The 12,259-nt window shown below is 63.9% G+C and carries 9 protein-coding genes; all 9 read left to right on the top strand.

Going from position 1 to position 12,259, the window contains the following annotated elements:
- Positions 1-57: 57 nt before the first annotated feature.
- The 9 genes from rpsO to BSP239C_RS06630 all read left to right on the top strand — a co-directional run bounded on the left by rpsO (position 58) and on the right by BSP239C_RS06630 (position 12,169).
- On the top strand, positions 58-327 hold the full coding sequence (gene rpsO, locus BSP239C_RS06670; protein ID WP_101571170.1) for a 30S ribosomal protein S15: 270 nt from the start codon (positions 58-60) through the stop codon (positions 325-327).
- 382 nt (positions 328-709) lie between these two features.
- The gene (locus tag BSP239C_RS06665) at positions 710-2,929 is read left to right on the top strand and encodes a polyribonucleotide nucleotidyltransferase (protein ID WP_101571168.1); all 2,220 of its coding nucleotides are present in this window, start codon (positions 710-712) and stop codon (positions 2,927-2,929) included.
- Positions 2,930-2,997: 68 nt separating this feature from the next.
- Positions 2,998-4,251, top strand: coding sequence for a pitrilysin family protein (locus BSP239C_RS06660; RefSeq protein ID WP_101571166.1), 1,254 nt, complete (start codon positions 2,998-3,000; stop codon positions 4,249-4,251).
- Between the two features lie 98 nt (positions 4,252-4,349).
- A complete protein-coding gene (locus BSP239C_RS06655; protein ID WP_101571162.1) occupies positions 4,350-5,012 on the top strand; it encodes a TetR family transcriptional regulator C-terminal domain-containing protein in 663 nt (220 codons plus the stop codon).
- Between the two features lie 106 nt (positions 5,013-5,118).
- The gene (locus BSP239C_RS06650) at positions 5,119-6,306 is read left to right on the top strand and encodes a Glu/Leu/Phe/Val dehydrogenase dimerization domain-containing protein (protein ID WP_101571160.1); all 1,188 of its coding nucleotides are present in this window, start codon (positions 5,119-5,121) and stop codon (positions 6,304-6,306) included.
- A gap of 4 nt (positions 6,307-6,310) precedes the next feature.
- The gene (locus BSP239C_RS06645; RefSeq protein WP_257930112.1) at positions 6,311-8,458 is read left to right on the top strand and encodes an acetate--CoA ligase family protein; all 2,148 of its coding nucleotides are present in this window, start codon (positions 6,311-6,313) and stop codon (positions 8,456-8,458) included.
- A complete protein-coding gene (locus tag BSP239C_RS06640; RefSeq protein WP_101571158.1) occupies positions 8,455-10,161 on the top strand; it encodes a thiamine pyrophosphate-binding protein in 1,707 nt (568 codons plus the stop codon). Before BSP239C_RS06645 ends, BSP239C_RS06640 begins: the two co-directional genes overlap by 4 nt.
- Positions 10,158-11,324 carry an acyl-CoA dehydrogenase family protein gene (locus BSP239C_RS06635; RefSeq protein ID WP_101571156.1) on the top strand — a complete coding sequence of 389 codons (1,167 nt, stop codon included), beginning with the start codon at positions 10,158-10,160 and terminating at the stop codon, positions 11,322-11,324. Before BSP239C_RS06640 ends, BSP239C_RS06635 begins: the two co-directional genes overlap by 4 nt.
- A 218-nt stretch (positions 11,325-11,542) precedes the next feature.
- Positions 11,543-12,169, top strand: coding sequence for a superoxide dismutase (locus tag BSP239C_RS06630; protein ID WP_092107348.1), 627 nt, complete (start codon positions 11,543-11,545; stop codon positions 12,167-12,169).
- The last annotated feature ends 90 nt before the right edge of the window (positions 12,170-12,259 follow it).

Raw genomic sequence — 12,259 nt, 5'->3', positions numbered from 1 at the left:
CGATAGTGCTGAGACTGACAGGTCTCGGCGCCGCGCAACGATCAAAAGGAGAAGTCCATGGCTCTCAGTACTGCTGAAAAGCAAGAAGTCATCAAGGAATATGCAACTCACGAGGGCGACACCGGTTCTCCCGAGGTCCAGGTTGCGCTGCTGACCCGCCGGATCACCGAGCTCACCGAGCACTTCAAAGATCACAAGCACGACCACCACTCACGTCGTGGCCTGCTGCTCCTCGTCGGCCAGCGCCGCCGGATGCTCAAGTACTTGCAGCGCGTCGAGATCGAGCGCTACCGCGAGCTCATCAAGCGCCTGGGCCTGCGTCGCTGAGACCAGCCCCCTCATATTGAGTGCGACACGAAGCGTCCTGCATCATGCAGGGCGCTTCTTCGTCTTCCCAGGCAGCTCAATTCCCGTGGCATCCGGATTTCCGCGACAGCACGAGTTCTCGGCATGCCCGGGTGGTATGCGTCTCGATGGCTCGACGAGGCAACTGCGGTAGACTTCAAAGTGGACAATCATGCCATGGACGTTTCGGTCCTCGGTAGTGGCCTCCGGAAGAACGGGCAGACGACTGCCGGTTCCGTGGGCCCCGATCGATGACCGGCTTGGATCCATGGGATGTCCAAGCCAATATCCACCGGATTCACGCGGGCTTTCCGCCTTCGGACTGCGAAGGTGTCCGCGTGCCGGTTACGAACAAGGAGAATACGTGGGACTCAACCCTGAATCCGCCGTAGCGCACATTGACAATGGCAGCTACGGTTCACACACCATCCGTTTTGAAACAGGGCGGCTCGCCCAACAGGCCGCCGGTTCTGCCGTCGCCTACCTCGACGACGAAACCATGCTCTTCTCGGCCACCTCGGCCGGCAAGCACCCCCGTGAGGGCTTCGACTTCTTCCCCCTGACAGTCGACGTCGAAGAGCGCATGTACGCCGCGGGCCGCATCCCGGGATCGTTCTTCCGCCGCGAAGGACGTCCCTCGACCGACGCAGTCCTGACCTGCCGTCTCATCGACCGCCCCCTGCGCCCTTCCTTCGTGAAGGGACTGCGCAACGAGGTCCAGGTCGTCGTTACAGTGATGTCGATCCACCCTGACCACATCTACGACGCGCTGGCCATCAACGCCGCCTCGATGTCGACTCAGCTCTCTGGGCTGCCCTTCTCCGGCCCCATCGGCGGTGTGCGCATCGCACTCATCGACGGCCAGTGGGTTGCCTTCCCAAACCATTCTCAGCTCGACGACGCCGTCTTCAACATGGTCGTCGCCGGCCGTGTCGTCGGTGACGACGTTGCGATCATGATGGTCGAGGCAGAAGCCACGGACAACGCCATGGACCGCATCAAGACCGGTGCCCCCGCACCGACCGAAGAGGTTGTGGCCGAGGGACTCGAAGCTGCGAAGCCCTTCATCAGCGAACTCTGCCGTGCGCAGCAGGAGCTGGCCGACAGCGCTGCCAAGCCCACCGTCGAGTTCCCTGTCTTCAAGGACTACCAGGACGACGTCTACGAGGCTGTGCGTGAACTCGCCGAAGCCAAGCAGACCGAAAACTTCCAGATCGCTGACAAGCAGGAACGCGAAGCAGCCGGCGAAGTTCTGCTCTCTGAGCTCTTCGACCAGCTGGGCGAGCGTTTCGCGGGCCGCGAGAAGGAAATCGCCGGTGCTCTCAACGCACTGACCAAGCAGGTCGTGCGCAAGCGCATCCTGACCGAGCAGATCCGCATCGACGGTCGTGGTCTCAAGGACATCCGTCCGCTGACCGCAGAGACCAACGTGATCCCACGTGCACACGGTTCGGCCATCTTCGAGCGCGGAGAGACCCAGATCCTCGGCGTCACCACGCTGAACATGCTCAAGCTCGAACAGCATATCGACTCGCTGTCGCCTGTGACCACGAAGCGTTACATGCACCACTACAACTTCCCGCCCTACTCGGTCGGTGAGACCGGTCGTGTGGGCAGCCCGAAGCGTCGCGAAATCGGTCACGGTGCACTGGCTGAACGTGCTCTCGTGCCGGTTCTGCCGAAGCGTGAGGACTTCCCCTACGCCATCCGTGAGGTCTCCGAAGCACTCGGATCCAACGGTTCGACCTCAATGGGTTCGGTCTGTGCCTCGACTCTGGCCATGCTCTCGGCCGGTGTGCCGCTGCAGGCTCCTGTTGCAGGCATCGCCATGGGCCTCGTCTCCGACGTCATCTCCACCGACTCCGGTGACCAGACCGCCTACGCGGCACTGACGGACATCCTCGGCGCAGAAGACGCCTTCGGCGACATGGACTTCAAGGTCGCCGGTACGCGTGACTTCATCACCGCGATCCAGCTCGACACCAAGCTCGACGGCCTTCCCGCCTCGGTGCTCGGTGCCGCACTCAAGCAAGCCCACGAAGCCCGCATGGTCATCCTCGACGTGATCGCCGAGGCCATCGACGCTCCGGCAGAGATGGCACCGACCGCTCCACGCATCATCTCGGTGAACATCCCTGTCGACAAGATCGGTGAGGTCATCGGACCCAAGGGCAAGATGATCAACCAGATGCAGGAAGACACCGGCGCTGACATCAGCATCGAAGACGACGGAACAGTCCTCATCGGTGCCACCGACGGCGAGTCAGCAGAGGCTGCTCGTTCGATGATCAACGCCATTGCCAACCCGCAGGTTCCTGAGGTCGGCGAACGCTACCTCGGCACCGTCGTGAAGACGATGAGCTTCGGCGCATTTGTCTCCCTGACACCGGGCAAGGACGGACTGCTGCACATCTCCGAGCTGCGCAAGCTCAACGATGGCAAGCGCGTCGAGGACGTCGAAGACGTCGTCGGAGTCGGACAGAAGGTCCAGGTCGAGATCACGAAGATCGACGACCGCGGCAAGCTGTCACTCTCGCCAGTCGGCGACGATGACGAAGAGACAGACGAGGGATCAGACAACTGATACTCAAGGATTCTCACACCGGGGAGGGCAGCCGAATTGATCGGTCTGTCCTCCCCGGTGGTTTAACAGTGACCACTGAACACATGCCGGGACTTGCCTCGGAGACGATCGGCATCTGGGTCGCGGCCGGTTCGCGTGACGAATCGATCGAGACCGCCGGTTCGACCCATTTCCTCGAGCACATGCTCTTCAAGGGAACGCCGACGAAGGACGCGAAGTCGATCGCAGCGGCCTTCGACCGGACTGGGGGAGACTCCAACGCCATCACGGCCAAGGAACTCACCTGCTATTACTCGCGCTGCCTGGTCACAGACCTGGCGGACATCACCGCGCTCCTCGTTGACATGGTCTCGAATTCGAAGCTGGATGCCGAGGAGTTCGAACGTGAACGCGGGGTCATCATCGAAGAGTTGGCAATGTCGGCCGACGACCCCGGCGACGTCCTGTTCGATGACTTCGACGAACTCATCTTCGGCGATCACCCCTTGGCGCGCCCGGTCGGTGCCACCAAGGACCAGATCCGCGTTCTGGGTCACCACACACTCCTCGAGCACCATTCGACGACCTATGTTCCGCCGCGTCTGGTCATCGCCGCAGCCGGCGGCGCCACCCACGACGAGGTCCTGAACATGGTCGACGAGGCATTGGCTCGGGCTGGTGTCGGCTCAGAGGCGGGCTCACATACTTGGGACAGCGCTGCCGCGGATGCAGGTTCAGTGCTGGGCCGAAACGCGCGCGAAGTGCCGACATTCCATTCGGGTCGCTCACAGACGGTCAAGGACACTGAACAGCTGGGAATCCTGCTGGGCTGTGAAGGACTGGAAGAGGGCCACCCGGATCGTTTCATCTATTCGGTGCTGCTGACGATGCTCGGTGGAGGCATGTCCTCGCGTCTCTTCCAGAGCGTGCGCGAAGACCACGGTCTCGCCTACGCCGTCAACTGTGTGGCCAGCCAGTTCACCGACTTCGGCACGTTCGGCATCTATGCCGGCTGCACACCGGAGAACGGGCAGGCCGTCGTCGACCTGGCACTGGCCGAATGGGACCGTATTGCCCAGGAAGCGCCCAGCGGTGCGGAGCTGGACGCGATCGCATCACAGCTCTCGGGCTCGATGGTCCTCGGACTCGAGTCCTCGGCCGCGCGCATGAATCGCCTGGCCAGGTCCGAGATCTTCGGAAGCCCACTCGAGTCTCCGCTCGACCTCATCAAACGCGTCCGCTCTGTCACTGCTGAGCAGGTGTCGACGATGGCTGGTGACCTGATGAGCCGACCGAAGTCGCTGTCCCTCGTGGGACCGCAGGCCGACGTCGCACTGCCCTGAGGTAGTTTCCTCGGCCTCGCCGGTTATGAGCGTTTAGAATGGCTGTACAACAAGAATCTTGTTGTACAGCCATTTCTGTCTGTGTGGGGAAGAAGTTCATGCCAAGAAAAAGTGCATCGGTCCGCCGGGAGGAGATCCTGGCCGCGACCGTCGAAGAGATCGAAAGCACCGGACTGCGCACGCTGCGAGTGGCCGATGTCGCCGCTCGACTGAAGTTGAGTCCGAGCCTGGTGATCTACCATTTCGTGACGAAGGAAGCCCTCGTTGCCGCTGCCTTCGCTCATGCGGGAGAGAACGATCTCTACCGCGCACGTCGACTCGCGGCAGCCCGCAAGCCGGCAACGGAGAGGCTGAGATCCGTTGTCCAGTGGTACATGCCCACCGGTTCGACGAGGAGTTGGAAGATCTGGATCGATGGCTGGTCTGCCGGGCTCTTCGACGAAGGGGTGAAGTCGACCTTCTCAGCCCTCGACCGAGAGTGGAAGGCGATACTGGCCGGGCTCATCGCCGAGGGAGCCGAAGCCGAGGAATTCCGATTCAGCCACGCGGAAGAGACTGCAGACGCGGCAGATGCCAGAGACGCTGCGGACTCCTCATCGGCCGCAGACTCCTCGTTCAACGCGGTTGCCGAGGGCTGCGCGACACGGATCCTGGCCTACCTTGACGGGCTCGCGGTCCAGCTCATCTTCAACCCCGAATCCGTGTCCCCGGAGGTGCTTTCTGACTGGGTCGACACGTTCGTGGCACGCGAACTGGACTGAGCCGGTCTCAATTCTCTCCGTACTCTTGACGCGGCGGTCCCTCGACGGTCAGACTGATGGTCTGAGACTAGCTGAATGGCGGTTCAATAAGATCGTGGGGAGCAACATGTTCATGGACATCACCTGGCAGGATCCGATTACCGGTGCGAACGGTTTCGTCGTCATCGACACATTGGTGAGGGGAACGGCCTCGGGCGGCCTGCGAATGCGCCAGGGGTGCACCCTCGAAGAGGTGCGGGGTCTGGCTCAGGGGATGACGCGCAAGGAGGCAATCCACCTGCGAGCCGGCCGGCACTACGTTCCCGTCGGCGGTGCCAAGGGCGGCATCGACTTCGATCCACGTGCGTCCGGAGCCAAAGACATCCTCGAACGTTTCCTCGTCGCCGTGAACCCGCTCATGCGCGCCTACTGGGCCCTCGGTGAAGACCTGGGCGTGCGCCAGGGCGACATCGACGACATCCTCGACACGCGCGAGCTGGGAAGCGGACTCAGCGCCGTCGAGAAGCTGCTCACAGACCCACAAGCCGCAGCAGCGCGATCCGAGATCGCCTTCTCCACGATCGTCGACGGTGTGGGGCAGGACGAACTCGTCGGCGGACTCGGAGTGGCCACCTCGGTGATCGCCGCACTTCAAGCCGAGGGACGGGACCCGGCAACCGCGAGTGCCGTGATTCAGGGATTCGGCTCGATGGGCGGGGCGAGCGCCCGATTCCTCGCCGAGGCGGGAGTGCGCATCGTCGGCATCGCCGATGCCGACGGGTTCGTGTCCAACCCGGCCGGCCTCGACGTTGAGGCCCTGCTGGCCACACGGGATCCCTTCGGCGGCATCGACCGGTCCGCACTACGTTCCGAAGACCTTGACGGAGACCGCGGGGACTGGCTGGCCGCTGACTGCGATGTGCTGGTTCCGGCCGCTGTCAGCTACGCAATCACGAACGAGAATTGTGAGTCCATCACCGCCGGGCTCATCGTCGAGGCCGCGAACATGCCGGTCCTACCGGAGGCTGAGTCCCGACTGCAGGACCGCGGAATCACGGTCGTTCCCGACTTCCTCGCGAATTCCGCAACGAATGCCTGGTGGTGGTGGGTGACCTTCGGTGATGTCGACGGCAGCTGGGAGGACAGCCGTACGATGGTGACCCAGACTCTGAGCGAACTCACGACCCAAGTGCTCGGCGACGCGAAGCATCAGGGCATCACGCCCCGACAGGCGGCACAGTCCCTGGTGGATGCGAACCTCGAAGCCCTCCGGGCTGCCCCAGGTTCAGGTTCCGGCTCGAAGGCAGAACGCTAGAATCATGGACCAATTCTTCGACCCCGGCAGCGTTGCCGTCCTCGGAGCCTCGAACGACCCAGCGAAATGGGGGTTCTGGCTATCGGCGGGAGCGCTGAAGGGAACCCATCGCCGCCAGGTCTATCTCATCAACTCCCGCGTCGCCTCGATCCAGGGTGAACCCACCTTCGGCAGCCTCGCTGAGCTGCCGGAGACCCCGGAGCTCCTGGTCATCTCGATCCCGGGCCGAGGGGTGCCTGCCGTCGTCGATGAGGCGCTGGCGGCCGGAGTGCGCGCCTTCCTCATCATCTCCGCCAGGGTGCCGGATGCTGCAGACATGGCCCAACGCATCATCTCCGCAGGTGCCCGCCTCGTCGGTCCCTCCTCCTTAGGCGTTGTCGATGCGAGCAACGATCTGCTCCTAGCGTGGGGCAACTTCACGCCGGGGTCTCTGGCCGTGGTGACGCAGAGCGGCCAATTGGGCACGGAGATCGCAACCCTCTCGGCACGCAGCGGACTCGGAATCTCACGCTTTGCCTCCATCGGGGGACAGTCCGACGTGAGGGCCGCGGAGATCCTGACCTCCCTGGTCGATGACGAGGCCACCACACAGGTCGTCCTCTACCTCGAGTCCTTCACCGGCGGCAGTGCCCTGGTCGCGGCCATGCAGGCGCTGCGCGCGGCCGGAAAGCCCACAATGATCCTGACCACGGGCCAATCCGACGCCGGTGCCCGGCTCGCGAAATCGCACACCGGATCGCTCACCTCGGCGATGGATACGGTCGATGCCGCCTGCCGCGCGGCCGGCGCGATCCGGCTCTCGACTCCAGGGGAGGCGGTCGAATTCGCCGGTTACCTCGCCACGTCGTGGCTGCCCGCGGGCAAGAAGATCGCCATCATCTCCGACTCTGGCGGGCAGGGCGCGATCGCGGCGGACCGAGCCGAATCCCATGGTCTGCGCGTCAACGTCCTCAACACCGCCACCCGCGCCCGGGTTGAAGGCCACCTGCCGCTGGCCGGGCATATCGACAACCCGATCGATCTCGATGGGGCAGGGGAGGCGGACCTGTCCGTGCATGCGTGTCTCGTCGATGAGCTCCTGGCCGATGAATCGATCGACTCAGTCATCCTCAGCGGGTACTTCGGCTGCTACGGCGAGGACATTCCCGCACTCCTCGATGCGGAACTGGCCGAGGTGGGAGCGCTGGGGGAGACCGTGCGCAAGCACCGCAAACCACTCATCGTCCACTCGATGAGCGCCGATTCACCCGCCGTGGCTGCACTGTGGGAGAACTCGATACCTGTCTACACCTCGATCGAATCGGTCATGCGCGTCGTCGCCGGAGCAGGCTTCTACGCCTCACACGCCGGGCGCATCACCGAGGCACTGGAACGCTCGGGTCCGGTCACGCCGTGGGGGACCGGATACGCGGCGGCGCGGGACACGATCTCCGCGGCCGGGGTGCCGGTGCCCCGGGCGCAGACCGTGAAACGCGGAACTGAACTCGTCGAGGTGATGGCCGGCTCGGACCTGACCCCGCCGTTTGTACTCAAGGCCGGGTGGCCCGCCCACAAAACGGAGCTCGGCGCGATCGCCCTGGGCCTTCGCGATGCCACGGCCCTCAAGGACGCCTACACGGAGATGGTGGCCCGCCTCGGCGAGGGCGAGTACATCGTCGAGGAGATGGACACCCGCGGTGAAGCCGTCGAGATCCTCGTCGGTGGGCGACAGGACGAGAACTTCGGGCCCATCGTGATGGTGGGAGCCGGAGGGACCGAGACGGAACTCTACGGCGACACCTGGCTCGAACTGGCACCGGTGACGCATGCGGAAGCACTCGATATGGTCTCCCGGCTCACGTGCTACCGGCTGCTGACCGGGTGGCGTGGACGGCGTGCCGCCGACCTTGACGAACTGGCCGAGATCATCGTCTCGGTGTCCCGTCTGATCGCCGGCAGCAACGAGATCCAGGAGGTCGAGATCAACCCGGTGCGCGTCACCCCGGACGGGGCGCTCGCCGTGGACGCTCTCGTCGTGACCAACCGAGACGACGAGAGCGATGACGGCACCGACGACAACAGCAGTAGCGACAGTGGCAGCAACACCAATGGCGATGGCAGCGACAACGGCAAAAGCGACAACGATGGCAATGGCGAGAGGGAGTCACGATGACAGAGGTACAGGCAGAGATCACGGGTGGCGCACACCTGGCTCGTGCGTTGAGGGCCGAGGGCATCACGCGCGTCTTCGGGATCCCCGGGACGCACAACCTTGAGATCTTCGCGCAGCTGGCGGCTGAGGGAATCGACATCGTCTCTCCGCGGCACGAGCAGGGTGCCGGATATATGGCCGACGGTGCTGCACGCGTGACCGGAGAGGTGCAGGTCGTCGTGACGACGACGGGACCGGCGGTGTTCAACGCGCTGACCGCGCTGCTGCAGTCCTTCACCGACTCGGTTCCGGTCCTGCTCATCAGCCCCGGAATGCCATTGACCCACCCGGGACGGGGCAACGGACTCCTCCACGAGGTGCGCAATCAGAGCCAGGCGATCGACGCCGTCCTCGGTGACAGTCATCGGGTGACGAGCCCCGGTGAGGTGTCGTTGGCGGTCGGACAGGCCCTGTCGCGCATGCGCACCGGGCGCGCTCGCCCCGCCTACATCGAGATCCCACTCGATCTCATCGAGGCCGCTGGGCCCGGGTGGGCCCACCCGGCGATCACCCGCCCGCATCCGAGCTCTGAGCCCTCCGCGATCAGGTCCGCCGCCGAGGCGCTGGCTGGCGCCCAGCGTCCCCTCCTCATCGTCGGGGCTGGGGCCCGCAGCGCCGGAGCTGAGATCGAAGAGCTTTCCCGGGTGCTCGGTGCCGGTGTCATCCTGTCCTCGAACGCGAAGGGAACGATCGATGATGAGTTCGAGAACAACCTCGGCGCCATCGGGGTCCTCGAAGCCTTGCCGGAGGTGCTCAGCGCTGCCGATGCGGTGGTGGCCATCGGCACGGAACTGGCTCCCAGCGATTTCTGGCCCGAACCGATGCCGCTTCCGCACGCCATCGTGCGAATCGACATCGACGAGGAGCAGATGCTGCGCAACGCCCGCGTCACCCACCCGATCGTGGCCGATGCCAAAGACGCGACGATCGCGCTGACACACCAGCTGCACCAGACCAGGTCGACCAGTGGCTCCGGGAACAGTGTCGAGTGGCTGCGTGGCTGGCAGGACACGATCACGGCCGCAGCCAAGGATGAAGGTGCGCCGTGGGCACAGCTGTGCGCAGGGCTCAACGACTACACCGCCTCTGCGACATCACCGGTCATCATCGCCGCGGATTCTACGATGTGCTGCTACTACGGAGTGCAGACCGGATGGATGGCACGCCGAGGTGATCGTTTTCTCTACCCGGCAGGCGCCGGAACCCTGGGATACGGGCTGCCCGCGGGAATCGGTGCGAAACTCGCCGTGCCCACCGCAAGGGTCGTGGCGATCGAGGGTGATGGGGGCGCGATGTTCACGATCACCGAACTCGCCGCGGCAGTGCAGGCACGAGCATCACTGTCACTCATCATCGTCGACAACGGCGGGTACGGGGAGATCCGCAACGAAATGGCCGATCGCGGCGACACTCCTGCGGGTGTGGCACTGCTGGGCCCCGACTTCCCGAGCCTGGCTCAGTCGATGGGCGCTCGCGGTGTCCACGTCGAGACCCAGGAACAGCTGACCTCGGCGCTGAAGCAGGCCGAGGACTTCGCGGGACCAACACTCATCCACATCATCGAGGACTCCCGTGCCGCCACGGACATGCTGGGTGACTCTCGGCCGGCAGACTGTTCACACGAGTCGACACACAATTCGCACGAGAAGAAGGACCTGACATGAGCTACACACCCTGGCCACTCAGCGATGAACAGAATGACATCATCGAACTGTGCGCCACCTTCGCCAAGGACAAGATCCGACCCATAGGGCACGCAGTCGACGAGGCGGACACCGAGTCCCCGGTTGAGCTCTTTCGCGAAGCCTCGCGCGTGGGCATCACCGACTTCATGATTCCCGAGGAGTACGGAGGTGGTGGCTTCACCGACGTCTTCACTCAATGCCTCGTCCAGGAACAGCTGTGCTTCGGAGATCCCGGCATCGGCAACCTGCTGTGCTCCAACGGCTTCTTCGCCGATCCGATCCTCGCGCTGGGCACCGAAGAGCAGAAGGAGACCTGGCTGCGTCCCCTGACCGGACCCGATCCGATCTTCACCGCTCTGGCGACGACCGAACCGGGTTCGGGATCCGACTCCGCCTCGATCACCACCAGAGCCGAGCCTGTCGACGGCGGATACCTCCTCAACGGACAGAAGGTCTGGATCTCCAACGCCGGACTGGCCGAGGGCTATGTCGTCTTCGCCAAGACCGACCCTGCGCAACGCTCACGAGGAGTCACCGCATTCCTCCTGCCGAAAGACACCGAGGGCATGGACTTCGGTGCGCCGATGAAGAAGATGGGTCAGCGTGCGATCGTGTGCAGGGAGATCTTCTTCTCCGACGCGTTCGTGCCGACCCACAACCGCCTCGGCGAGGTGGGGCAGGGTTTCTACGGGCTGATGCGCACCTTCGACATCTCCCGTGTGGTCCTCGGCGCCGCAGCGCTGGGCACCGCCAGAGCCGCCTACGAATACGCCCGCGACTATGCGCGTGAACGCACACAGTTCGGCAAAACGATCATCGAACACCAGTCCGTTGCCTTCCGCCTTGCGGACATGTCGGCGCGCATCGATGCCGCCTGGCTGCAGGTCCTGAATGCGGCCCGGATGATCGATGCCGGTGATGCGGTACCGCGAGAGAAGGTCACCGCAGCGGCGGCTATGGCGAAGCTCAATGCCTCGGAGACGGCGATGTTCTGCACCTGGGCCGGCATCCAGACCCTGGGCGGTTGGGGCTATTCGCGAGAGCACCCGGTCGAGCAGTGGATGCGAGACGCGAAGCTCGAGGAGATCGAGGAGGGCACCTCAGACATCATGCGGCTGCTCATCTCACGAAATCTGCCCTGATCCGGCTCGAGCTCGCGTGCTCGAACCGGTGGAAACATGCTGGTCTCTCGGCGTGCTCGATCCGGTGTGATCACGGCCGATCAGATATTTTCCGAGGTCACAGGGCGTCATCTGGAATAGACCTCGGCAATACCGTGTTGTCCGAGATGAGACCCTGCTATAGGGTCGAAATGAAGCCGCCGACCTGGCGGACATCAATTCTCTTCAGGAGGAATTTCATGGCTGAGCAGTACGTCCTTCCGGAACTGCCCTACGACTACTCCGCACTTGAGCCGCACATCTCGGCTCGCATCATGGAGCTGCACCACGACAAGCACCACGCAACCTACGTCAAGGGTGCCAACACCGCTGTTGAACAGCTGGCCGAAGCCCGCGAAAGCGGAAACCTCGCCAACGTTCCGAAGCTGACCCGCGACCTCGCGTTCAACCTCGGCGGACACGTCAACCACTCGATCTTCTGGAACAACATGTCTCCAGACGGTGGCGACAAGCCCGTCGGCGAACTCGCAGCAGCCATCGACGACCAGTTCGGCTCCTTCGACAAGTTCCGTGAGCACTTCACCACGGCAGCCACCACGATCCAGGGCTCCGGCTGGGCCGTGCTCGTCTACGATCAGCTCGGTGGAAACCTCTTCATCGAACAGCTCAAGGACCAGCAGTCGGACATCCAGCTCGGTGGAACCCCGGTTCTCCAGCTCGATATGTGGGAGCACGCCTTCTACCTCGACTACCAGAACGTCAAGCCTGACTACGTCAAGGCCTGGTGGAACATCGTGAACTGGGCAGACGCCGGCGCACGCTTCGACCGCGCCGTCGCTCAGACCAAGGGACTCCTGCTCGGCTGACAGCCTGACAGACCCCTAAACGGCGGCCCCGACCCATAGCGGCGGGGCCGCCGTTTTCATGTCCCGGATCCTTTGTCGCTCAGGCGGACA

Origin of the sequence: Brevibacterium sp. 239c (assembly GCF_900169365.1) — a bacterium.
Classification (GTDB): Bacteria; Actinomycetota; Actinomycetes; order Actinomycetales; family Brevibacteriaceae; genus Brevibacterium.
The sequence above is the reverse complement of the archived record's forward strand: the minus strand, read 5'-3'. Positions and strand labels throughout refer to the sequence as shown.

What these genes read in the sequence shown, in the direction of transcription:
- BSP239C_RS06655 (WP_101571162.1), top strand. Translation starts at nt 4,350, where the DNA reads ATGCCAAGAAAAAGTGCATCGGTCCGCCGGGAGGAGATCCTGGCCGCG.
- BSP239C_RS06645 (WP_257930112.1), top strand. Translation starts at nt 6,311, where the DNA reads ATGGACCAATTCTTCGACCCCGGCAGCGTTGCCGTCCTCGGAGCCTCG.
- BSP239C_RS06640 (WP_101571158.1), top strand. Translation starts at nt 8,455, where the DNA reads ATGACAGAGGTACAGGCAGAGATCACGGGTGGCGCACACCTGGCTCGT.
- BSP239C_RS06635 (WP_101571156.1), top strand. Translation starts at nt 10,158, where the DNA reads ATGAGCTACACACCCTGGCCACTCAGCGATGAACAGAATGACATCATC.
- BSP239C_RS06630 (WP_092107348.1), top strand. Translation starts at nt 11,543, where the DNA reads ATGGCTGAGCAGTACGTCCTTCCGGAACTGCCCTACGACTACTCCGCA.
- rpsO (WP_101571170.1), top strand. Translation starts at nt 58, where the DNA reads ATGGCTCTCAGTACTGCTGAAAAGCAAGAAGTCATCAAGGAATATGCA.
- BSP239C_RS06650 (WP_101571160.1), top strand. Translation starts at nt 5,119, where the DNA reads ATGTTCATGGACATCACCTGGCAGGATCCGATTACCGGTGCGAACGGT.